A 24,765-nucleotide genomic window follows, 5' to 3' on the forward strand; every position below is an offset into this window, starting at 1 on the left:
CTCCCCCTTACCTCTCTACTAATTGAAAGGCCCTATAATAATTATCATCTTTTATTTCATTAAATAATTTTAATTCTATTCCATCATATACACCTGGAAAAAACATAATCAAAGGAACATCCTCTATTACTGAATGCAATGTATTTAGTATAGTATGAGATCTTATAATAGGCCATGCTTTTCCTATTCCTATTAAAAATACAATATCTTGTGTTTTTACTCTACTTTTAATGTATTTAACTACTAAATCATTATTGGATGTAAGACGTAGTGTTTTTTTAATAGCATTAAAAGTATATTCACTTCCTCTTTGTTTTTCCATATTAAAAGTCTTTTCCAAATAATTCTTTCTTTCTAGTATTTCTAGAATTATTTCATATAAATCAAATTCTATAACTTGCATATCTGAATCTCTATTATTTATCTTTTCTTTCAGATACTTTATGTGTTCCCTAACTATAAGTTCATCCTTTGGGTCATAATCGAAAATATAAAATCCTATTTCATTTCCAAGTCCCTTATTTTCCCTAAACCTTTTTTCTTGCAGCCTTGGCAGTATCTTATCTAACCTTTCATATATATTCATCTATATCTCCCCTAACATTACTTCTAAGTAAGACACATCTCCTATGCTTTGTAAATAATTTTTTACTTCTTCTTCTATAATTTGAGGTATAATTCCAACTTCTTTTTTTGCTTGTTTAATAAATCCTGCTTCAGATAGTATCCTTTTGTAAACTTGTTTTAACTTATAAAAAGTATAATCTTTCCAACTAGCTATTTGCTCACTTTGCTCTGCTTTTTTTCTAAAAAATACATTAAAGTCTTTATCTGTTATCTTAAAATCTTTTAGTAATATCTTTTCCCTATAAACTTCTTTCATAAACTCAAAAAATAATCTATCTGTTTTTAAGATACTGTATAAAGCTACCTGCTTGCTAGTCTGCAAACTTCCATGTACAATTTTATCTAATAAAAAATTATCTAACACTTCTATACGATTAATTATTGTTGAAGCAATTTCTTTTTTTCTGTTTTCTGAATTTAAAGCAAATATATTCTCCTCTATAGCTTTTGTTTTTATATCTTCCTTTGAAAATCCTTCTATTATCAAGGATGAAGCCTTTTTTAATTCCAGATATAAATAAGGTCTGGACTTTATTATTGAAGTATAGGATAACATATTTTCCCTCCGTTTTTCTTAAAATGGTCCACTTTATCAATATTATAACATTACAATATTTCTTTGTCATTCATTTCTATAATATTATTATTATCATTTCTATCCCAATGAGAATTTCTAATAAAAAAACACGGCTTAATAGAGATTTCCTATCCCTAATAAACCATGTTTTCTAACACTACTTTATTAAAATTCTAAAAAGAATTTGCAAAATGATATAAGTTTGTTTAAGTGATACAATTATTGTATAACCAAAACAAACTCCCATCAAAATTCAAATAAACTCCTTTCACAAATCCCCCTCAAACCCTTGAAAACACTGGCTTGTTATTCCCTTCCAATTTCCCATTTAATTCCTTTTTCCTTGTTCCTCACTTCCTAAAGTCCTTTCATTCCTCAATTTTTAGGGCAAAAAATGAAAATAAAGTGCTTTTAGAGAAAAGGGTTAAGGGGGAAGGATTAAGGGGGGATTTTGTCCATTTTTCATTCCATTTTCTTTTCCATTTAATCTTCTAATCCGTTGATATTACTGAGTTTAAGCCTTATTCCTTGTTCCTTATTTCTATCAATCTTCTAAACAAAAAACATGGCCTACTGGGCTTTTCTTCTCCCTAATAAACCATGTTTCCTAACACTACTTTATTTACTTCACTTCAGGCATTTGCAAAATGAAAGAAGTTTATTTGATGTAGACAATTATAAATGTGAATCTATATTTCTACTCTTCCTTCCAAAGCCTTTGAAAGAGTAACCTCATCTGAATACTCAAGATCTCCTCCAACTGGAACTCCGTGAGCAATCCTAGTAACTTTTACACCTAGTGGATTCAATATTTTAGATATATACATAGCTGTAGCTTCACCTTCTACGTTTGGGTTAGTTGCAACTATTACTTCTTTTACATCTTTATTTATTCTTCTTACAAGTTCTTTTAATTTTATATCTTCTGGCCCTCTTCCTGCCATAGGTGATATATTTCCATGTAGTACATGATACACTCCATTATATTCTTTAATTTTTTCTATAGATATTATATCTTTTGGCTGTTCTACTACACATATTGTTCCTTTATCTCTATTAGGATTAGAACATATATCACATGGGTCTGAATCTGTAAAATTTCCGCATACAGAACAATATTTTATAGTTCCTCTTGCCTTTATAAGTGCTTCTGCAAATTCTCTTACTTCATCTCCAGGTAAATTTAAAACATAAAGAGTAAGTCTTTGTGCCGTCTTGTAACCTATTCCTGGCAATTTAGCAAATTCTTCTATCAATTTTTCTATAGCTACAGGATAAAAATCCATTATTATCACCTACCTTATTTTAAAACCCCATCTTGTAAGATGGGGGAGTTTTAAAACATTCCTGGAATATTGAGTCCACCTGTTAATTTTTTCATCTCTGAGGCAGTTTGCTCATCTGCATTCTTAAGAGCTTGATTGCATGCACTTAAAACTAAATCTTCTAACATTTCTATATCCTCAGGATCAACTACTTCAGGTTTTATTTTTATACTTTTTATTTCCTTTTTACCATTTACCACTGCAGTTACAGCTCCTCCACCAGATGTAGCTGAAAACTCTTTACTTTCAAGTTTTTCCTGCATATCTTGCATCTGTTTCTGCATTTTTTGAGCTTGCTTCATTAAATTATTTATATTTCCTCCACCACCAAAGTTGGGGAATCCACCTCTTGCCATATAACTTCCTCCTTAAATCAACTAATATGACTTTAATTATATCATATTTTAATTTTATTTATAAATTTATCATTCATCAAGTATTTCCACAATATCTTCTCCAAAAGTATTCTTTAATATTTGCTCTTTAGATTCAATAATTTGATTATCTTCATCTTCAATAATATACTTAACCTTCACTTTTTCTTTCAATACATCTGAAAATACAGATTCTACTATTTTTTCATTTTGACTTTTTTCAAGTCTTTGCTTATGAAAACCATAGTCTTTTCCATACTTTATAGTTATAACACCATTATCACACTTATATACTTCCCCTGTAGTAAGAGCAGCAAAAATAACCATTTGATGTTTTGCCTTAAATGACTCTAGTATATCTTTCCATTTTTTCTTTACCATATCTAAAGTTATTTTTGAATTGATATTTTCTTCATTTTTTATATTTTCATCTTTTTGCTTTACATTTTTAGTTTCAACTTTTACTTTTCTATTATCTTCATTTCTACTTTCACTTTTCAATTCCTGTTTTACTACATCTTGTTTTTTAACTTTTTCTTCAGATTTCCTTATATATCCATGCTTTAATGCATTTTCAAGTGAATTTAATCTTGAGAGTATTACTTCTTTTGAAGTATCATATTCTATTTTACACATTTTTATAACAGAAAGTTCAAGATATATTCTACTTTGTTTAACCCACTTAGATTGTTCTTCTGCATCTTGAAGTATTCTTATATTTCTCATTATTTCTTCTATTCTTATTTTCTCGGATTGATCCTTAACTAATTTTATATTTTCTTCAGACATGTCAAGTACTTCTTCAGGATTTGCAGAAACCTTTGCCATTAATAAATTTCTAAAATGAGTTATCATATCTCTTATAAAATTATATATATCTTTTCCACTTAAAACTATATCGTCAATTATCTTCATTGAATCTTCTACATTTTTTTCTATTATACTGTCTGTAAGTTTAAAAAGATTATCGTTTGTAACTAAACCAAGCATGTCAACTACACTATTATATTCAACTTTACCATTTCCCATTGATATTGCTTGATCAAGTATACTAAGTCCATCTCTCATAGCTCCATCACACATTCTTGCTATTAAATTCAAACTTTTATCATCAGCAGATATATTCTGACTATCAACAATATATCTAAGCCTTTTAAATATATCTACACTTTTTATTCTTCTAAAATCAAATTTCTGACACCTTGAAAGTATAGTTACAGGAAGTTTTTGAGGATCCGTAGTTGCAAGAATGAATATTACATTTTTAGGTGGTTCTTCAAGTGTCTTTAAAAATGCATTCACTGCCTCTTGAGTAAGCATATGAACCTCATCCATTATATAAACCTTATACTTGCCATCTTGAGGAGGATATTTAACATTTTCTATTACATCCTTTATATCTTCAAGACGTCTTTTAGAGGCAGCATCCATTTCAATGACATCAATTGCAATTCCTTGATTTATCTTTTTACACATATCACACTCATTGCAAGGTTCTCCATGCTGTAAATTCTGGCAGTTTACCGCTTTTGCCAAAATTTTTGCAGTTGAAGTTTTACCTGTTCCTCTAGTTCCTGAAAACAGATAGGCATGTGCTATTCTATTATTTAAAACCTGATTTTTTAAAGTCACTGTTATATGTTCCTGACCAACAACATCTTCAAAAGTCTTAGGTCGCCATTCTCTATATAATGCCGTATAAGCCATATAATCACCTTCTTTTATTATTATAACCTATATAGGATTATAGCTGATAGCAGAAATTAAATTTTTTAATTATTTTTGAATAAAATAAAAAAGACACCCTTAGGCATCTCTATAATTAATATTAAATAATATTAAAGTCGTGCACCTTGCTTCGTCTAACAAATCATAAGCGTTACCTGTATAGTTAGCTCAAACTAGGTTTTTCCACGGCACACGAAAATTATCACTTACCGCTGCTTCCTTCCGGACCTGACGGGGTTCATGAGTTTCCATTGCGTGGGACCCAGTTCTCAACGCCACTTTTACAGGCCAGCCTTACAATTTGAAGCCTAAGCAAGGAATTCAATCCTGCTGTAGCGGATTGCAGGTACAGGGCACCGCTAACTCCCCATCTAGCACGACAAAGTTTAAATGGCGGAGAGAGGGGGATTCGAACCCCCGGTAGAGTTTCCCCTACACACGCTTTCCAGGCGTGCTCCTTCAACCACTCGGACATCTCTCCATAGGTTTACTCATGAATAGTATTTATATTTAATTTTACTTATATAATCACAGGAACAATCAATATTATACTATAAAATTCATAAAATTTCAACCTATTTTAACTATAAGTTTGTATCAACTTAAAGTGGGTAATTTTATTATTAATTACTATTATCTTTTTCAACTAAAATTATACTCTAAGACATATTGTCAACATAATCTTTGAAGATGTATACTTTCTGTAAAACATAAAATATTGTACTCAAGGAGGAAATAACTTTGAAAAGTTATAGTGAACTTGAAAAATTATTATTTTCAATAGATGGACGGGGATATTCTAGCTACAAAAACATTAAAGGAAAATATAACTTTAATAAATATATACTTTCAATTGATCACGTTCAATCTGATCCTTTTGCACCACCATCAAAAGCTAGAATTATTATATCTCGCAAGGAAAGTGGATTTCCAGAAAAATTATTAGACTCAAAGCATAAAATAATAGCTGCATCTGATTTTTTAACAAGAACCTTTTACAATAATATAAAAAGTCTTTATACTGGTACAAATGGCACTGGGAAAAGCGGTCTTCTAACTATAGATAGTTGTGGCCAAGAAATTCTTGAAAGAACTTCAATAATAATAGACGATAATAATATTGAAGCAAGATTTGAAATTGGCCTTCCTGCCTCTGGACGAAAAATTCTAGGTAAAGCTGCAAATAAAATATTTTCTAATGCAATTCCAAAAATTGTAGATAGATCATTAATCTACAAAAATATTGATCAGAGTCAGCTTGAAAATCAAATAAAATTGGTAATAGATCAAGAATATATAAGAAATGAATTAAATAAAAGAGGATTAGTTGCCTTTATTGCTAATGGTTCTATTCTACCAAGAGAAAATGGCATATCCCAAAATCCATTAAAAAATGGTCAAATTCCATTTAAAAGCCCTAGTAGTTTTGAAATAGAACTTACCCTTCCAAACCATGGAAGTATAAAGGGAATGGGAATACCAAATGGTATAACATTAATAGTTGGCGGAGGATATCATGGGAAATCAACATTATTAAAAGCTCTAGAATTAGGTATATACAATCACATAGCAGGTGATGGTAGAGAATTTGTAATCACTAGAGGTGATGCTGTGAAAATACGAGCAGAGGACGGGCGCCGGATAGAAAAGGTAGACATAAGTCCTTTTATAAAAAATCTTCCTAACAATAAGGATACTGTAAGGTTTTGCACAGAAAATGCAAGTGGAAGTACATCTCAAGCTGCAAATGTAATGGAAGCTATAGAATCAAACTCAAAATTACTATTAATAGATGAAGATACATCTGCAACAAATTTTATGATCCGTGATGAAAAGATGCAAAAACTAGTAAAAAGGGATAAAGAACCCATTACACCATTTATTGATAGAATTAAACAGCTTTATAAAGAATCCAAAGTTTCCACTATACTTGTAATGGGTGGATCTGGGGATTATTTTGATATAGCAGATCAAATTATTATGATGGATGAATATGTACCAAAAGATGTAACTAAACAAGCAAAGGAAATTGCAAATGAATCAGATAAAAGGCAACCACTTCCTGACACAAGCTTTAAACAGAATACAAAGAGAATTATACTTAAATCTAACATTACTAAAAAGGGTAGAATAAATAAAATTAAAGCCAAAGGAAAGTACAGTATATTGTGGGGTAAATCCTTATTAGATCTATCAAACCTTGAACAGATTGCAGATACAAGTCAAACAAATTGTATTGCTGTAATGCTTGATTTTCTTTGGAAAAATATAATAGATAATAAAAAGTCAGTTGTTGAATGTGTAGATGAGTTATTTAATCAAGTAGAAAAGTTTGGACTTGACTCTATATCAACTTACAACGGACATCCAGGAAATCTTGCTTTACCTAGAAAATATGAGCTGTGTGCCGCAATTAACCGCTATAGAGGACTTAAAGTAAAATAATTTATAGTATAAGCCCTTCTTAATTTTTATAAGAAGGGCTCAAATTTAATTAAATATTTCACTATACAATTTGTGTATATCATCTACAGTTAATGGTAATTTATTTAAAGATGTAGATCCATGAATCTTTGCATCGTCTATCATTGACTTAAGTGTATCTTCATCTAACTTATCTTTATCTATAGTTTCTTTTACTCCAATTTGCTTTAACAAGTCTTTTATAAGTTCTATAAGCCTATCTGCTGCTTCATTTTCCTTTATATTGAAGTTTGGCTCAATATACTTTACAATTCTATAGAATTCATCTTTTAACACTTCTCTATTATATTTTATCATTGGAACTTGCAATATTCCTACAGTTAATCCATGCGGAAGTCCAAGATGTCCTGACAATGGGCAACCCAATCCATGAGGAATAGTTGCTCCACAATGACTCATAGCAGAGCCAGCCATAAGAGATGCAAAGGCCATATTATCTCTAGATTCTTCAGTACTTTTTTTAACTGCACAAGGAAGATTGTCAAATACTAACTTAATAGCTTCCAACGCCCACACATCTGTAAGTGGATTATGAATAGTTGATGTATATGCTTCTAATGCGTGTCCTAATACATCCAGTCCAGTAAATGCAGTAATATGTGGAGGTAATTTCATTGTTAACATTGGATCTACAATTGCAACTTTAGGATAAATTTTAGGAGATGTTAATGAATCCTTAATCCTTGACTTTTCATCAGTTATAACTGAGTACATAGATACTTCTGAACCAGTTCCTGCTGTTGTTGGTATTGCAATTATAGGAATCGGATCATTTACTATTTCCTTTTTTTCTTCAAGCCTGCCATCTAAATAATCATATATGCTTCCACTATTAACAGACATTACAGAAATTCCTTTAGCAGTATCTATAGTGCTTCCTCCACCTATGGCAATTATAAGATCACACTTACCTGATCTGTTAAAAGCAGCACCTTGATCGATATTATGAACTTCTGGATTTGGGTTTACTTCATCAAACACTCTATAAGATACACCGCACTCATTTAACTGATTTACAAATGGTTTTAACATTCCTAAATTAATTAAATTTTTATCTATAACAATTAAAACATCTTTACAATTGTATTCATTAATATATTTACTTAAATTTTTAGAACTATTACGCCCAAAATCAATAATTGTATTTAAAAAAAATGTGAAATTATTCATAATTACCTCCATCTTTATTTATAAGATCTTCGTTTAACTCTTTAATAGAAGGATAAACAAAAGTTGCTTTAATATCTGATTTTGAATATTGCTCAGGACTTGTTTCTCCTGAGTAAACTAAAACAGATGCAATATCTGAATTCATTCCTGTTTTTATATCTGTATATAATCTATCACCAACAATTGCAACCTCAGATTTAGAAAAACCATATTTATCACATAAAACATCTATTATCTGTTTATTTGGTTTACCAACAACATATGGTCTTTTATTAGTTGAAGCATAAATAAAGTCAATCATAGCACCAGCATCAGGCATATATTTTGAATTCTCAATAGGACAATTATAATCTGGATGAGTTGCTATGTATTCAACTCCATCTCTTATAAAGTCACATGCAATCCACAATTTCTCATAAGTTAATGTAGTGTCAAATCCCAATACTACAAAATCAGGGTTACATTCTCTACCTTTTACTAATTTAAAACCTGCATTAGTAAATTCCTCTTCAAGAAGAGGTGTGCCAAGTAAGAACACTTTTGCTTCAGGTTTTTTATTTTTTAAGTAAATAGCTGTAGCCTCACCTGATGTCAATACTCTTTCTGGATCTATTTCAAGACCCATCTTTTTTAGTTTGCCTTGGTATGCATATTTATTCTTAGATGAATTATTAGTTAAGAATACAAATTCTTTATTTTGCTTTTCAAGTGTTTTTATAAAATCTAAAGCACCATCTATTAATTGATCTCCTAAATAAAAAGTTCCATCCATATCTAATACAAAACATTTTATATCTGTAATTTTCATCATTTTATATACCTCTTTTATAATATTTCTACTTATTATTCATTATCCATAGAGCTTTAATAGTGAAACTTCATCCTTTTTTATAATCATATTCCAATTTAAAGTTCCATTACAATATTGAAGTGCATATTCATTTCCATTAATCAAATCTTTTGCTGTTTTGTATTGTCTTTCTGATCTCAATTTAACAGAAATAGATTTTTTACCATTTATAAAAAAATCTTGATGTTTTTTAGAAACATAATTTGTTATAAACACAAAACCATTATCTTTATTTTCTAAGTAATGTCCATCAATTTCTTTATCTCTTACATTTGAATAATCTAGAACTAACTTAGGTACTATATTTTTTTCTATTAAAACTTGTTCTAACACATCCCATAGTAGGTATGATTTATTTTTTAAATATGCACAGTCACAATGGGTTCCAAAATATACTGCTAATCCTTTTCCATAATGATTCATTGTTACTGCCGGTTTATCGTCATTAAACATAGCTAAAGTTTCTACATTTTTAGAATTAACTTTAATTGTTTCCTTATGCCAATAACCAGAGTAATTCTTCCTATTGAAAGTAATATTAGGATTAGTATTTGCAGTAACTTCTTCTACTTTTATTCCAAAAACTTTTTGCAAATCAAAGCATGGAATTTCATGATTATACCAACCATATTTTCCAAGCATACCACATCTAGCTGTTCCTATTAAAGTACCACCTTTTTCAACGTATTTTTCTAATCCCATACTTAATTTTTTATCAATAACTGCCATAAATGGCATGTACACCACTTTATATTTATTTATATACCCATTATCTACTAATTCAGGTGTAATAAAGTCAACAGCATATCCCTTTTCCCAAAATACTTTATAAGCACCTCTCATTGCATCTAAAAGAAAATCATCTTGCTCTATTCCATTTAGAACTATAGCATTTTCTTTTGATATGAGTATTGCCACTTTAGAATCCGCATTGTGAGCATTAAAAATATCTTTACTATTATCGTTTAATATCTTGCCAATTTTTTTGGCTGCATCGTATCTTTCAGTTCTATTACCATCAAGATCAACTATGCCACCCCAATGAAGAGGTTGAAAGTCCCACTGTCGCCATCCTTGATATAATGTTAATTTTGAATCATGAGCTACAGCTTCAACTACATTTCTTATTAAATCATATCCCTTTACATTTCTATTTGGTCCTAAAACCCATCCATTTATTGGACCGCTCTCTGTTTCTAATAGCCAAAAATTTTTTCCAAGGCATTTTGAAGTACTTCTTGCCATATCTAAAAACATTGATGAATATTCAGGCTTTTTCTCTAATTTATCACCACTACCTGGATACAAATCATATCCTATATAATCTACTGCCTCTGCCATTTTAAATTGATCTAATGCAGTCAAAACGCCTAATGGATCTTGAGATTTCATAAAGAATATATTTGTTGAAGTAGGATGTTCCTTGTCCATTGTTTTAATTAAATCATTTTGCCACTTAATAAAATTAACATAATCTTCCATAGCAAAAAGTCTCCAATCAAGCCATCTAGTTACGCTAGACCAACTTGTAGGCTTTGTTTTTGGGGGTTCTATTTCTTCCCATGTTGTATGAACTGTATTTGTAGCTCCCCACAGATATGCATGGTTTAAATTATCTAATGTTTTATATTTGGATTTAAGCCACTTTTGAAATTTAGCTTGAGTGTATTTACAATAGCAATAAATATCTATATCCCCTTCTGATAAAGGCATAAATGGAAATGATATCTCATTGTGCAATTGGTAATATGCTAAAGCCGGATGATTCTTATAACGATTAACAAGTACTTTTATATATCTTTCTACTTCTTTTAAATATTCTTCATTATCGATACATGCCCATGTATAAGAAACATTATTTGGATATTGTTTTCCATGATTATTTACTATATTTACATCTTCATGTTCTTTATGAAGCCAATATGGAGGTGTTGCTGTACCTGTACCAAGCAAAATTCTAATTCCATTTTCCTGACACAAATCAAAAAATTCATCTAAAAATTCAAAATTAAATTTTCCTCTTTCAGGTTCTATTCTATCCCAGGAATTGAACAATTCTGCAGTTCTTATTAATTTAATCCCTGCCTCTTTCATATCTTTTAAATCCCTATGCCAATCACTTTTACTGTGCATTAGGGGATAATATCCTGCTGCATATATAAACTTTTCTTGTTTCATATCATTCTCCTTTTAAATTTTTATAATATCTATTCCAATCCATTTACAAGTTTCTATAATTTTACTTTCAATATCCTTGTATACAATAGCAAAATGATGTTCTATTCCATTAGTCATAATAGTATCTATTATCTTTTCAGAAGGCACATCAAATTTTATATCCGCTTGATTTGCTACTAAATCTCTATCTTCTTCTATCCCAGTTCCTTTTGCCATGAAAAGAGTATATCTATCTTTGTCTTCCTTTATTTTAATCATTATTAATTTACCTTGCTTAAGTTTAAATTCTGTTGCAAAACCAAGTCCATTTTTCATAGTAGGATGTTCAGTATATTTAGTAGTACATCCCTTTTTTGCAAGACACACAGGAGCAGGTCCACAATGCCATACTTTTACGACATCGTCCATATTAACATTTACAATATCTGCAAAGAAACATGGTTCATTGCTTATTAAATACTGAATATACATAGTTAGAAGACCTGTAATATCTCCTTCACAGGAAACCATTATACCTTCATTGTTTAACCTTGAAACAACTCCACAAACGCTACAGTTAAACAGCTGTTGAAATTCAGGCCAACATTTTATTGTAAAACAATCTATATTGTTTTTCTCTTTAAAGTTTTTAATAGCTAAATAAATTCTAGCTGATTTTTCAAGCATTTCATCTGTAGTTGTAAATACATCTACTTCTTTTTTCATAATATTAACTTCATTTTGTACAATCTCTGTATCTATATTCTTAGCATCATCTAATAAACTTGCTATAGAATAATATCTAATTTCCGGCCCTATTTCAAATCTAAACCTGAGTTCATCAACATTTGAAAGATAAAATCCTGGAACTCTTCCTCCTATTATGCAGAACTTAGATTGTTTTAATTTAGCTCTAACTTTTACAGCAGTAATAGTATCTTTTATCTTTTTCATAACCTTTTCTTCTTCTAGATTGCCAAATACATAGCTATACTTTTTATTTGCTTTGTGCAAGAAACTTCCAAACATATTTAATCCGCATAAAGAATTTAAAGCAAGGCCACGGAATCCTTCAATAAATGGCTCTCTAAATCCCCATATTAAAAGTGGAGTTTCAAAAAAATTTTCAATTATCTTTGCCATAGCACTACCATAGGTATAAGTACCACACTGAACTATAAGCAAATCTAAATTTTCCTCTTTCAATCTATCTAACGTGTTATTAATTTTTTCTTCGTCAATTAATATATCTTTTTCATATATAAGCTCATAATCAGGGCTCTTCAACTTCTCAATTGAACTCTTTAAATACTTATCTCCTATATCGTATCTAAAATTCGGAAAACCCAGTGAAATCAATCCAACTTTCATAATGTAACTCCCTTCATTAATTTACTTTGCACAAATTTATTTTATCCAATGCTTTTTTTATCATTTTCTTACTTGCTTCATTTGCACAAGCCATCATATATGAATTGTGGTCTTTCTCATAAGCATTTATAAATCCCTTCACAAACTCTCTATCTATTTCAGTGAAGAAATTTACCTTTCCTATTCCTAAAGTTATAGCTTTTTTTATATGATCATCTGGAATACCTGTGCCACCATGCAAAACTAATGGTATATTTACCTTTTTATAAATATTTTCTAAAAGTTGAAAATTTAACTTTGGTTCAAGTTTATACTCTCCATGGGCATTTCCAATAGATACAGCCAAGCAATCTACTCCTGTACTTTTCACATAATACTCTGCTTCATCTGGATTTGTCATTAAAGCTTCTATATCTTCAGTTGAAGCTTCTGCTCCTCCTACTCTACCTAGTTCTCCTTCTACAGTTACATTTTTTTCTCTAGCATATTCAACTACTTTTTTAGTATTTCTTATATTGACTTCAAAAGGTTTAGATGATCCATCATACATAACTGATGTAAAACCACAATCTATAGCTTCAAAACATTGCTGAACTGTTTCTGCATGATCTAGGTGCACTGAAGTTTCAATATCATATTTTTCTCCCAATATTTTTGCAATTTCTACAATTTCATAATAAGATATATTTTCCAACTTCAATTGAATTGGTGCTACTTGTAAAATTACTGGATAACCTACCATGCATGACGCTTCTAACACTGATTTAATTGTTTCTAGGTTGCTTACATTTATAGCTGCTACACCTTGCAGTTTATTCTGTGCATCCTTTATTAAATCTATCATTGGGACTAACTTCATTTTTTCACCTTCTTATTTAACAGTAAAACCTACTGCATCTGTTTGTTTTGCCCATAATTTTTTCATCTCATCATCTAACTTACAAAAGCTTAAGGCAATACCACCCATCTCCTGAGTTGTAATGAAATTTCCTATAGCAGGTTTATATGATTTTATTCCTCTATCTTCAAGAATGGATACTATTTCTTTATACATTATCAAAAGCTCCATATATGTTGTTTGACCACACCCATTAACTAATACTGCAACTTCATCTCCTGATTCATATGGTTTATCTTCAATTAATTTAGAACATAAAATCTTAGCTATATCTCTTGCATTTGACATCTTAATAGTATGAGCTGCAGCTTCTCCATGGACTCCCATTCCAATTTCTATCTCATCATCCTTTATTTCAAACATAGGCATACCACTTATAGGTGATGTACCTGGAACTGAGGCAACTGTTAAAGTTCTTGTATTATCTCTTACCTTCTCAGCCATTTTTACTACATCTTCTAATTTATGCCCTTCTTCTGCATAGGATCCAACTATCTTATATGCAAACAAAGTACCTGCTGTTCCACGTCTTTCTTCTATCTTTGATTTTGGAGCAGAAGCTATATCATCATATAACAATACACCTTTGCAATTAATATCATCATCTTCAGCCATATCAATTGCCATATTAGAATTTATAACATCACCTGCATGATTTGATATTAGAACGCACACTCCCGCACCTGTATCTGCTGCCTTTATAGCTTCATATGTAGCATCAGGACCTGGTGCTGCAAATATTCCACCATATGCATTAGCAGTAAGCATATTTTTTCCAACAAATCCTATACAAGCAGGTTCGTGTCCCGATCCATTACCAATAACAACTCCAACATTCCCTTTAGTAATATTTTTTCTCACTACTACATCTTGATTTGGAACCTTATCTAAAATATCTCCATAGGCCTTTATAAGTCCAGAAACTGTATCTTTTACTATATTATCTTCTTCATTAATAAATTTTTTAACTCTCATATATACCTCCTATATACATCTGAAATTTAATCTAAATTATCATTTACATAATCAGCTATTACTTTGATAAAGTAATAAAAAGAAGTGGCTCCAGCATCTTGATGTCCTATAGCTTTATCTTGCAAATACTTTGATCTTCCTTTATTAGCACGCAAAGGAATAGTAGATTTAACACCACATTCAGCAGCTTCTAATGCCTTTTTAACTCCTTCTTTTAAATCCATATTTTCTGAAATAACTTCTTCAAGTGCTTTAGCTGTAGGTGAAATTGCATCAATCATAGTCTTATCTCCTACTTTTGCTCCACCTAAAGCACAAATTTTAGTTTCAGCATTTTTTATACCTTCACTTAACTGTTCAATATCAAATTCCTCTTTATTTTTACAAGCCCTTCCTAATTCTAAGAAGATAGTACCAAATAGTGGTCCAATTGCTCCGCCTAATGTAGATATCAAAGTTCTTCCATACATTTTAAAGTAATCTGTGCAACTTCCATCTTCTAGCTCCTCTAATTTTAACTTAGCTGCTTTAGCACCTCTTGCCATAGTTGATCCGTGATCACCATCTCCTATTACTGTGTCATATTTATTTAATTCCTCTTGGTTATCAACATACATATTACAAACTTTTATTAATAATTCTTTAACCTGATTTGCTTTCATCTTATTTGTCCTCCTTAAATAATTTCTTTAAAAATTTTAAACTTTCAATTGCAACTGTATCTGCATCTTCTTCTATATTTCTCCATATAAAAACATCTTTTCCTTGAGAACATTCAGATGCAACAAAGCTTTCTAAAGTAATCCATCTATTATATTTAATTTCTCTCAATCCTTTTTTAACGCTGTTCCAATTTATACTACCTGTGCCAGGTATCCCTCTATCATTTTCAGAAACATGAACATGATAAATATCCTGCCCACCTTCTTTAATTGCTGAATAAATATTCTTTTCTTCAATATTTGAGTGAAATGTGTCAAAATGGAGTTTAACGTTTTTACTATCTATTTGTTTCAGATACTCTTTTCCTTGTTTTACTGTATTTAAAAAATATGATTCATATCTATTTAAAATCTCCATAGCCAGAACCACTCCATTTTTTTCTGCATACAAACCTATTTCACAAAGTGCTTCTAAGCTTCTTTTTATATCATCTTCTGCCTCACTTCTCATTTTGCACTGTCCCCAAGGTGAATATAATACTCCACCTAAACAGTCACTTTCCAATTCATTGCATATATTTATACAACTCTTTAAATGGTTTATTCCATTTTCTCTAATCGTTTTGTCTTTTGATGATATATCTCTACTTTCATTCATACCTGTTCCACATGTGCACTCTAATCTATAAGTTCTTAATAATTTTTTTGCTTTACTTGTATTAAAATCTAAAGGAGACATCAGTGGAAATTCAACTCCATCATATCCATAGTCATGAACCTTTGAAATATACTGCATTACATCTTCTGACCAATCTTTTGTAAATGTTGATAAGTGAATACCATATTTCATATACTAATTAACCTGCCTCTCTTCAATTTGTCTTATAAAATATGACAAACACCCTTGTGCTTGCCATATTTTAAATAGCTACTTTTAGTTAAACAATGAAGCTATTATAGCCCATAATGAAAAATCATTTCCTCCAAAAGCTTGATTAAATCCAGCAGCTGTATTTATTAGTGCAGGCATAGAGAACATTACTAAGAATACCATTACAACACCGCTTACCGCACTTGCAATAATAGCTGCTTTACGTCCACCATATGCATTTGCAAAAATTGTTCCTGGTGCAACATCGAAAAAACATGCAACTGTTAAAGGAATTATTGCATATGTCATCAAACCCGTATTTGCTAAGAATATAATAGTTATAATACTTGTAATCATACTAATTAAGAATCCTATTGTTAAGGCATTTTGTGCAAAAGGAAATATCATAGGTACATCTAATGCAGGTATTGAATTAGGTATTAATTTATCTGAAATACCCTTAAACGCTGGAATAATTTCACCTAACATCAAACGAACTCCTGTGAGAAGTACTATTAACCCACCACCAAAAGTTAGTGATGCGATAAGACTGAATGTAAATAGGTCATACTGCATACCACCAATTACAGCTATTGAATCAATTGATCCTCCAAACACTTCAACTCTGGCTGCTGGTCCTATTACAAATCCTACTATTATATATGTTAAGAATAAGAATAAAGATGTGGCAATTGTAGTTTCTCTTAAAAAGCTTAATTGTTTTGGTATTTTCATATCTTCAGTAGAGTTTTTTGAATCTCCTATTAATTTACCAATTCCAGCTCCTAAAAAACAGTATATAGATGTGCTATGCCCTATAGTAAAGTCATCACTTCCTGTTACTTTTTTTACTAGTGGTCTCATAAGTGCTGGCAGAACAATTATATATAATGAAAGGCATATAGTTCCAAATACAATAAGTTTAGTACCTGTAAGTCCACCTTGAGCTCCAACTGCAACAAATATAAAAGCCATCCAAAAGAAGATATGTCCTGTTAAAAATATGTTTTTTATAGGAGTAAATCTTGCAACAATTAAATTAATAATAAATGAAGAAATAAGTACTATCCCAACTTCTCCTCCAAATTGCCCTAGTGTGTTTACCCATGCAGAAGGATCAAATTTATTGACATCTGGAATTTTGTATAATGTTGAAAAAGCATTTGCCAATGGAGTGATTGAAGTACTAATTATTCCAACACCTTTGAAAACTATTATTACTCCAATTATAGTTTTTAGAGTACCTTTTAAAATATCATTTATACTTTTTTTCTGAATAATAAGTCCCACCATAGCAATTAATCCCAAAAATATTGGGGGCTGTTTAAAAAAATTACTTGCTAAATAATTAATAAATTCCATAATTTATTCCTCCATTTTATTTTTATAATTTTTTTATAGCTGGAACAGCTTTTTCTTCTATTTCAGATTTGTTCATAAAATTATTTATTATTATTATTGGAATCTTAACTTTATCCTTTAACTGATGATACAATTCATCAGATGTAAAAATAATATCCGCTGGAACTGATGCAGCTATGGCAATATCAGCATTTGAAACTTCTGCATCTATACCATTTTTTTTCAGAACATCCGCAATATTCATTTTTAAAATCAAACTTGTCCCAACTCCAAATCCACATACAGCTAACACTTTTACTTTTTTACTCATTTAAATTCATCCTTTCTTATTTTTAAATATTTATATAACTATTTTTAATCACTTATTAATTTCTTATAAATTTCACTAGGATCCTCAGTATTTAACAAGAACTTTACATTTTCATCCACAGAAAGAAACTTAGCTAAATCCTGAAGTGCTAATATATGCCTATTTCCATCGTGTGCAGCAAATACAAATACTATACGAACTGGATCATTTTCTTTACTGCCGAATTCTACTGGTTCTTTTAATGTAATCATACTAACACATGTCTTTTTAATAGATTCATCTGGTTTTGAATGCGCAAACGCAATACCAGGCATAACAACAATATATGGTCCTAAATCCTTTACAGCCTTAATCATATTGTCTATATAGCTACTTTCAATTAGGTCTTTTTCAACTAAAATATTTCCTGCTTCTGTTATAGCTTCTTTCCAATCTTTTGCATGTACCTGTGTTCTTATTGAACCTTCATCTATAATATCTTTTAACATATACGGTTTTCCTCCTATTATTTGTGCATTATATTTATAAATAAGCCTAAATTTATTAAACTGTTCTATTATTTGATTTACTGAATATATGTCCTTATTAGAAAAAAAGGGACTTACAATTATAACATCAATTTCCTTAATATTAAGCATCTCTGTTGAAATAACAAAATCTATTTTATCTTTATATCTTTCATAATCATATACAGAGCATGTACCTATTAATTTAAGATTAGGAAAATTCTGTTTTATCTTTTTAGTCAGAATATTTAAAAAAGATATTCCTTCTTGACAAACTACTAAAACATTAAAGTAATTTAACTTGTTAAAATTTTCTTCATAAAAAGATCTTATATGAATTGCAATATATCCTATTTCATCATCACTTACTTCATTGTGAAATTCACTAATCATTTTGGATACGCTTTCTTTTGTTATCTGAAAAATATATGGATAATTTTCCTTAATCTCATCCAAATATATATTACTCATTTGATTATTGTTTTTTATTCTTGGAATAGCACTCCTCATATGAAGTACCAAACTATTATACAATTGTTTATTAGATTTTATATCTATATTGATTTTTTCCTCAATATATGAAATCAACTTATCAGTAATTAAGATAACTTCTTCATCTGCAATATTAGAAACTGATAGTTTATTCAATTCATTTATAGTATTAAAAGATTTAGATTCAATTATATATTTTGCAAGCTCATTTATTTCGCCATTTGGTAACTTCGATCTTATATTACTTGGCATTTTATAAGTTAACTGAATGGCCATATCATATTCAGTTGTTCCAATAAGTGTATTTGAATATTCTTTTATAAAACACCCTTGCTTAAACCTCTTATACAATATTTGAATATACAAAATGAGATTAACAAAATTTATATCAGTAATATAATAATTATTGTACTCTTCTATTTGAATAAAACATTTTGATAAGTTTTTCATACTTTTTATACTGATAAAATTTTTAAGAATAGATAAACTATTATTAATTTCTAATTCATCATCTCCTTCTCTTATCATTTCAATCCAAGTTTGATAATCTATTATTTCTGTAGTAATTGTAAGGATTAATCTTCTTAAATCTTCTTCTTTTCCACCTATAGAAAATCCACCTTTACTACTTTTATGCAAAAGCAATTTATATTTCCTTAAATAGAAATCCACATCTTTTAAAATCTTCATAATTGTATTTTTACTAAAGAATAATCTTTTGCACAATATTTCAATTGATAATGGTTTTTCACTTGTAAATAACTCTAAAACTAAATACTTTATTTTTTCTGACTTTGACAATACCCTATTTTCTACAGGAATAAATTTCAATTTATCAAGTAATTTTCTTTTTTCAAAATTTGTTGATATAATTATTCCTTTTCTAGGAACTCTAACAAGTAATGATTCATTTTCATTAAGCCACTTTTCAACAATTTCAATATCATATCTAATAGTTCTTGTAGTAACACCATAGTTTAATGCTATATTTTTTATTGATATTGGCTCATTACTATCAATTAGCATTTTAATTATTTCTATTTGCCTTGAATTTAAACAAAATATCATTTAATCCTCCTATATAGGTTTTCATAAATTTTCATAAACCCACTGCTTTCGAAGATATATAAATTAATTTTCAATATAAAAGCTTTTTATTGTTCAATTAAATTTAATTGACTTTTGTTATTTATAATTTATCATTAATTTAAATATTATACCAGTGTAAAACATTTCACATTATAGTGAAAATGTTTTCTAACCCTCATTATTATCATTTAACTAAAAAATAAAAATACCATATAGAACACAATTAAAACATTAATATTCTATATGGTATTTTCTAATATTTTAAATTGTTCTGGCGGAGAGAGGGGGATTCGAACCCCCGGTACAGGATTAACTGTACAATTGATTTCGAGTCAATCACCTTAGACCTCTCGGACATCTCTCCAAAGTTCTCACTAGTTCATTATACAAAAGCACTATAAATAAATCAAATTAAATTATGAATTACACCTTCTTAATTTAAAAAACTCTTCTAATAATATACTACATTGTTTATTATAGGTCCACTCTACATTTATAAAGCTATTCATATTTTTATTTTGAACTAAATTTATAACAGATCCACATGCTCCACATGTAGGATTAAATGTTCCTATATAAATTTTATCTATCCTACTTTGAATTATGGCACCAGCACACATAGGACATGGTTCCAAAGTAACATACATACTGCATCCATTTAATCTCCAATTGTCCATTTTCTTAGAGGCGTCACTTATTGCAATCATCTCAGCATGATATGCTACATTTTTCATTTTCTCTTTTAAATTATGAGCTTTAGATATTATTTTATTATTTTTAACTATTACAGCACCTACTGGCACTTCTCCTATTTTTAAAGAATAATTAGCCTCTTTTATGGCCTCTTGCATAAAATCCATATTATCTCCATATATTACTATAATGTTAACTTTCTATTATTATATTGAAACTTACATAATTTTAATTTAAACTTAATTTATAAAATAAATTAATTAAAAAATCCTGTAAATTTGATTCACAGGATTATAATATAATAAAAGTTATTTATTAACTTTATAATAATGGTGCACTCGAGAGGAGTCGAACCTCCGGCACGTGGTTTAGGAAACCACTGCTCTATCCTACTGAGCTACGAGTGCATAAATTTTACTACTTTAATATTTTATTATATATTTCTACTAATGTCAATTTTTTTATAGATAATAACTTATAAACTTCATAAAATATATTAATACTATAAAATAATTATAAATACATAATTTTAAATAATTAAAATACTTATTTAAAATTATAAAAATAAATGAAGGAGGACTTTAATATATGTTAAATGAATTAAAAAGTTTATTTTTAGCCGGTGTTGGTTCAGCAGCATATACTTATGAAAAGGCAGCAAAATTAATTGAAGAAATGGTTGAAAAAGGTAAAATTACTGTTGATGAAGGAAAAGAACTTTCAGAATCACTGAAAAAGAATATAACTACAAAAAAAGATCAAATTAAACCATTAAACAAAGAAGAACTTTTTACTATATTAAATAACTTAAACTTTGCTTCAAAAGATGACATATCACAAATAAATGAGAGATTAACAAAAATAGAAGAAAAATTAAATAATAACTAAGATTTACAATCTTAGTATTTTATAATAATAAATGTATCAAGAATCATCTACACGATTTAAAGAAATTGTGAAGGTATTAAGTAAATATGGTTTTAAATTTATAAGAACTAGAGGTAAAAATTCACCTGAAAACCTGAGAATGGCTTTTGAAGAACTTGGACCTACATTCATTAAAATAGGTCAAATTTTAAGTTCAAGACCTGATATACTACCTTCACAATTTATTGATGAACTCTCAAAATTACAAGATGATGTGCCATCTGAAAAATTTGAAGATATAAATAAAGTTTTTTTCAGTGACTTTAATAAAAATATAGATGAATGTTTTTTATACTTTGAAAGGCAACCTTTTGCATCTGCATCTATAGCACAGGTCCACAATGCAATATTAAAGGATGGAAGAGAAGTAGTAGTAAAAATTCAAAGACCTAATATCAAAGAAAAAATGGAAACTGACATATCTATATTATATAAAATAATAAAAATAACTAAAAATAAATTTCAAGATTCAATAATAGATCCAGAAGAAGCTTTAGATGAATTAAAATTTTCAACAGATAAAGAATTTAATTTCAAATTGGAAGCTGAAAACATGATAAAATTTAAAAAACTAAACCAAAATGTTGCCTTTTGTCATGTTCCCTATGTGGTAGAAAATCTATCTAAAAATAAAGTCATAACTATGGAAAAAATAGATGGATTTAAAATAAATAATTTAAATATGTTAAAGAAAAATGGATATAATTTAAATGATGTTGGTAAAAAACTGGCTATGTCATTTTTCAAGCAAGTTTTTACAGATGGGTTCTTTCATGCAGATCCACATCCAGGAAATTTATTGATACAGGATAGTAAGATATGTTTTCTTGATTTTGGATTAATGGGTAGCGTATCCTATTCTCTAAAATTAGCTTTAAATAAAATGATAATATCTATAGTATATAAGGATTTAGATACGCTAGTGTCAATAATTATGTCTATAGGAATAAAAAAAGGACTTGTAGACAAAAATAAATTATATGATGATATAAGTATTCTTCTTGATAACTATTTATCTACTTCTCTTGAAAACATACAAATTTCTGCTTTAATTACAGATGTATTTAATTGTGCTAAAGATAATAATATTAGATTTCCAAAAGACATTATACTTTTAATAAAAAGTTTAATAATAGTAGAGGGACTTGTAAGTGAGATAGCTCCTGAAATTCAAATTTTAGATATAGCTGTGCCTTTTGTTAAAAATAGCAGCAAATCATATATTATAGATAATATAACCTTAGACGATATTCTAATGAATTCTTATGCTTTAACTAAAAATTCAGTAAAGCTTCCTACTAAAATAGTAGGACTAATTGATGGAATATTAAATGGAAGAGCTAAACTTAAAATAAAATTAGATAAAACAGATATTTATATAAAAAAGCTAAACCAAATGACAAATAGACTTTCACTATCATTTATATCATGTTCTATGCTAATTAGTTCATGCTTAATTTTAAATTCAAATACGCAACCTAAAATATATAATATGCCACTAATAGGACTAATAGGATTAACTCTTTCCCTAGTATTAATTTTTATAATATTAATTTCTATAATTAAATCTGATAAACTATGATATAAATGGTTCTAAATCAAAATCATTTATATCATGGTTTTACTTCATAATTCCGCTTAATACATAGTTTATAATATTATCAATCATATTTCCGTATTTTTTCTTGTCTTTATTTGCATGTTGCTTATCTTCATTTATAAGTTCATATACAGCTGCAGAACAAATCGTTCCAAACAATGTATATGCCATAGAATATGTATCACCATCTTTTATAGTTCCCTCATTTATGGCATCTTGTAAGTATTTTTCTATATATATAATATACTTATTTACAGCTTCCCTTAGTTCTAACTGTCTTCCTTCTTGACCCCAAAGTTGACTCATTATTACTTTAAAAAATTCTTTTCTTTCATATACTAATCCCAGTTGAATCTTACACAATACCTTTAATTTTGATAGAGAATTCTGCTCTTTATTAGCTACTTCCTCTATTTCTTTTTTTATAATATTCATTCCTTCTAATACTATATATTTAAATATTTTTTCCTTGCTTTTAAAATGGTAGTATAGAGTCCCTTTTGCAACACCAGCATCCGCTGCTATGGCATCCATAGTAGCTCCATTATAACCATTATTAGAAAAAATCTTTACGGCAGATTTAAAAATTATATCTTTAGTATTATTCATAAATACCACTCCAAGTTTCTATTTATATATAAATTGACTAGTCAGTATAATTATACATATATTATAGTAATATCTCAATAATATATTATATACTATCTAGAATTTTAATGAAAATAATTTATAGAATCCACTTTTATCATTTGTATTGACCGTATTTAACAGAAAATTTATAATAGAGAATATAACTTAAATTACATTAGAGGTAGTTATTATATGATCAAGTATTATAATAGAAAGCTAAAAAAATATGAAGTAGAAACTGTTGCAGGATATACTTATATTAAATGGACTTATTCTTCTCCTATAGGAATGAAATTATTAGAAATTATAATAAAAAAAAAGTTTTTTTCTAAATTATATGGATATTATTGCAACAGTATATTAAGCAAAAGAAAAATAAATTCTTTCATCAAAAATTTTAATATAGACATGACACAATCATCAAAAGATAAAAGTCAATTTAAAAATTTCAATGATTTTTTTACAAGGAAATTAAAACCAAACTCTAGGCCAATTGATAAAAATGAATACTCTTTAATATCTCCTGGTGATGGACGACTTCTCGCTTATTCTAATATAGATCTAAATAACCTAGTTCAAATAAAGGGAATTACATACAAATTATATGATTTAATTAAAGACACAAGAACATCTGAAAAATTTAATTCAGGAGATTTAATTATTCTAAGACTCGCTCCAATTGACTACCACCGCTTCCATTTTATTGATTACGGTAAATGTACAACTTCCAAAAGAATTAAAGGTGATTATTATTCAGTAAATCCTATGGCTTTAAAGAAAATAAGAAATCTATTTTGCAAAAATGAAAGACAATGGAGTATATTTCATTCTAAAAACTTTGGAGATATACTGTATGTAGAAGTAGGTGCTACATGTGTCGGCTCTATAGTCCAAACTTATAAACCAAATAAATATGTGTCTAAAGGAGATGAAAAAGGATACTTTAAATTTGGAGGATCCACTATAATCTTATTCTTTGAAAAAAACAAAATTGTCTTAGATCAGGATATAATAAAACAAACCAAACAGGGATTTGAAACTAAAGTATTAATGGGAGAAAAAATAGGTACTAAACTATAAATTTTCA

General features: G+C 28.8%; 22 protein-coding genes, 3 tRNA genes and 1 other RNA gene. 4 read left to right on the forward strand and 22 right to left on the reverse strand.

Annotation, left to right across the window (positions count from 1 at the left end; translation table 11 throughout):
* Window positions 1-7 precede the first annotated feature (7 nt).
* The 7 genes from H2684_RS10975 to H2684_RS11005 form a co-directional block, all read right to left on the reverse strand.
* Complete coding sequence (locus H2684_RS10975; RefSeq protein ID WP_182089447.1) at window positions 8-586, reverse strand: DUF1788 domain-containing protein; 579 nt, start codon at window positions 584-586, stop codon at window positions 8-10.
* A complete protein-coding gene (locus H2684_RS10980) occupies window positions 587-1,183 on the reverse strand; it encodes a DUF1819 family protein (RefSeq protein ID WP_182089448.1) in 597 nt (198 codons plus the stop codon).
* Window positions 1,184-1,893: 710 nt separating this feature from the next.
* Window positions 1,894-2,490 (reverse strand): recombination mediator RecR, encoded by a 597-nt coding sequence (gene recR / locus H2684_RS10985; protein ID WP_182089449.1) that lies wholly within the window; start codon window positions 2,488-2,490, stop codon window positions 1,894-1,896.
* 50 nt (window positions 2,491-2,540) lie between these two features.
* On the reverse strand, window positions 2,541-2,885 hold the full coding sequence (locus tag H2684_RS10990) for a YbaB/EbfC family nucleoid-associated protein (RefSeq protein ID WP_182089450.1): 345 nt from the start codon (window positions 2,883-2,885) through the stop codon (window positions 2,541-2,543).
* 69 nt (window positions 2,886-2,954) lie between these two features.
* Window positions 2,955-4,610 (reverse strand): DNA polymerase III subunit gamma/tau, encoded by a 1,656-nt coding sequence (dnaX, locus tag H2684_RS10995; protein WP_182089451.1) that lies wholly within the window; start codon window positions 4,608-4,610, stop codon window positions 2,955-2,957.
* Between the two features lie 137 nt (window positions 4,611-4,747).
* Window positions 4,748-5,011: signal recognition particle sRNA large type (ffs, locus tag H2684_RS11000), an RNA gene on the reverse strand.
* 11 nt (window positions 5,012-5,022) lie between these two features.
* Window positions 5,023-5,112 (reverse strand) — tRNA-Ser (locus H2684_RS11005).
* Between the two features lie 260 nt (window positions 5,113-5,372).
* Between H2684_RS11005 and H2684_RS11010 the strand changes: the two genes are divergently transcribed.
* Window positions 5,373-7,076, forward strand: coding sequence for an ABC-ATPase domain-containing protein (locus tag H2684_RS11010; RefSeq protein ID WP_182089452.1), 1,704 nt, complete (start codon window positions 5,373-5,375; stop codon window positions 7,074-7,076).
* A gap of 45 nt (window positions 7,077-7,121) precedes the next feature.
* Here the strand turns inward: H2684_RS11010 and H2684_RS11015 are convergent, their stop codons facing one another.
* From H2684_RS11015 to H2684_RS11080, 14 genes are all read right to left on the reverse strand, one after another.
* Window positions 7,122-8,285, reverse strand: coding sequence for an iron-containing alcohol dehydrogenase (locus H2684_RS11015; protein WP_182089453.1), 1,164 nt, complete (start codon window positions 8,283-8,285; stop codon window positions 7,122-7,124).
* On the reverse strand, window positions 8,278-9,096 hold the full coding sequence (locus H2684_RS11020) for an HAD-IIA family hydrolase (protein WP_182089454.1): 819 nt from the start codon (window positions 9,094-9,096) through the stop codon (window positions 8,278-8,280). Before H2684_RS11020 ends, H2684_RS11015 begins: the two co-directional genes overlap by 8 nt.
* 39 nt (window positions 9,097-9,135) lie before the next feature.
* Window positions 9,136-11,313 (reverse strand): beta-galactosidase, encoded by a 2,178-nt coding sequence (locus tag H2684_RS11025; protein ID WP_182089455.1) that lies wholly within the window; start codon window positions 11,311-11,313, stop codon window positions 9,136-9,138.
* 12 nt (window positions 11,314-11,325) lie between these two features.
* Entirely contained in the window at window positions 11,326-12,663 is a 1,338-nt protein-coding gene (locus H2684_RS11030; protein WP_182089456.1) for an L-fucose/L-arabinose isomerase family protein, read from the reverse strand.
* A gap of 16 nt (window positions 12,664-12,679) precedes the next feature.
* Window positions 12,680-13,522, reverse strand: a complete 843-nt coding sequence (locus tag H2684_RS11035; RefSeq protein ID WP_182089457.1) for a class II fructose-bisphosphate aldolase — start codon at window positions 13,520-13,522, stop codon at window positions 12,680-12,682.
* Between the two features lie 12 nt (window positions 13,523-13,534).
* On the reverse strand, window positions 13,535-14,536 hold the full coding sequence (locus tag H2684_RS11040) for a dihydroxyacetone kinase subunit DhaK (RefSeq protein ID WP_182089458.1): 1,002 nt from the start codon (window positions 14,534-14,536) through the stop codon (window positions 13,535-13,537).
* 26 nt (window positions 14,537-14,562) lie between these two features.
* On the reverse strand, window positions 14,563-15,198 hold the full coding sequence (dhaL, locus tag H2684_RS11045; RefSeq protein ID WP_182089459.1) for a dihydroxyacetone kinase subunit DhaL: 636 nt from the start codon (window positions 15,196-15,198) through the stop codon (window positions 14,563-14,565).
* Window position 15,199: 1 nt separating this feature from the next.
* On the reverse strand, window positions 15,200-16,048 hold the full coding sequence (locus H2684_RS11050; RefSeq protein WP_182089460.1) for a sugar phosphate isomerase/epimerase family protein: 849 nt from the start codon (window positions 16,046-16,048) through the stop codon (window positions 15,200-15,202).
* Between the two features lie 84 nt (window positions 16,049-16,132).
* Window positions 16,133-17,431: a PTS ascorbate transporter subunit IIC gene (locus tag H2684_RS11055; RefSeq protein ID WP_207719452.1), complete on the reverse strand. Its 1,299-nt coding sequence runs from the start codon at window positions 17,429-17,431 to the stop codon at window positions 16,133-16,135.
* 22 nt (window positions 17,432-17,453) lie between these two features.
* The gene (locus H2684_RS11060; RefSeq protein ID WP_182089461.1) at window positions 17,454-17,741 is read right to left on the reverse strand and encodes a PTS sugar transporter subunit IIB; all 288 of its coding nucleotides are present in this window, start codon (window positions 17,739-17,741) and stop codon (window positions 17,454-17,456) included.
* A 44-nt stretch (window positions 17,742-17,785) separates the two neighbouring features.
* On the reverse strand, window positions 17,786-19,807 hold the full coding sequence (locus tag H2684_RS11065; protein ID WP_182089462.1) for a BglG family transcription antiterminator: 2,022 nt from the start codon (window positions 19,805-19,807) through the stop codon (window positions 17,786-17,788).
* A gap of 293 nt (window positions 19,808-20,100) precedes the next feature.
* Window positions 20,101-20,192, reverse strand: a tRNA-Ser gene (locus tag H2684_RS11070).
* 52 nt (window positions 20,193-20,244) lie between these two features.
* Window positions 20,245-20,688 carry a nucleoside deaminase gene (locus H2684_RS11075; RefSeq protein WP_182089463.1) on the reverse strand — a complete coding sequence of 148 codons (444 nt, stop codon included), beginning with the start codon at window positions 20,686-20,688 and terminating at the stop codon, window positions 20,245-20,247.
* Between the two features lie 163 nt (window positions 20,689-20,851).
* A tRNA-Arg gene (locus tag H2684_RS11080) sits at window positions 20,852-20,928 on the reverse strand.
* A gap of 181 nt (window positions 20,929-21,109) precedes the next feature.
* On the opposite strand from H2684_RS11080, the gene H2684_RS11085 reads away from it, so the two are divergent.
* Both H2684_RS11085 and H2684_RS11090 read left to right on the forward strand, forming a co-directional pair.
* Window positions 21,110-21,409 carry a hypothetical protein gene (locus H2684_RS11085; RefSeq protein WP_182089464.1) on the forward strand — a complete coding sequence of 100 codons (300 nt, stop codon included), beginning with the start codon at window positions 21,110-21,112 and terminating at the stop codon, window positions 21,407-21,409.
* Window positions 21,410-21,440: 31 nt separating this feature from the next.
* On the forward strand, window positions 21,441-23,030 hold the full coding sequence (locus H2684_RS11090; RefSeq protein ID WP_182089465.1) for an AarF/UbiB family protein: 1,590 nt from the start codon (window positions 21,441-21,443) through the stop codon (window positions 23,028-23,030).
* 39 nt (window positions 23,031-23,069) lie between these two features.
* On the opposite strand, the gene H2684_RS11095 is transcribed toward H2684_RS11090, so the two are convergent.
* The gene (locus tag H2684_RS11095; RefSeq protein WP_182089466.1) at window positions 23,070-23,657 is read right to left on the reverse strand and encodes a TetR/AcrR family transcriptional regulator; all 588 of its coding nucleotides are present in this window, start codon (window positions 23,655-23,657) and stop codon (window positions 23,070-23,072) included.
* Between the two features lie 213 nt (window positions 23,658-23,870).
* Between H2684_RS11095 and H2684_RS11100 the strand changes: the two genes are divergently transcribed.
* Window positions 23,871-24,758, forward strand: a complete 888-nt coding sequence (locus H2684_RS11100; RefSeq protein ID WP_182089467.1) for a phosphatidylserine decarboxylase — start codon at window positions 23,871-23,873, stop codon at window positions 24,756-24,758.
* Window positions 24,759-24,765: the final 7 nt, after the last annotated feature.

The sequence above is a fragment of the Clostridium sp. cel8 genome (assembly GCF_014050525.1).
Classification (GTDB): domain Bacteria; phylum Bacillota; class Clostridia; order Clostridiales; family Clostridiaceae; genus Clostridium_B.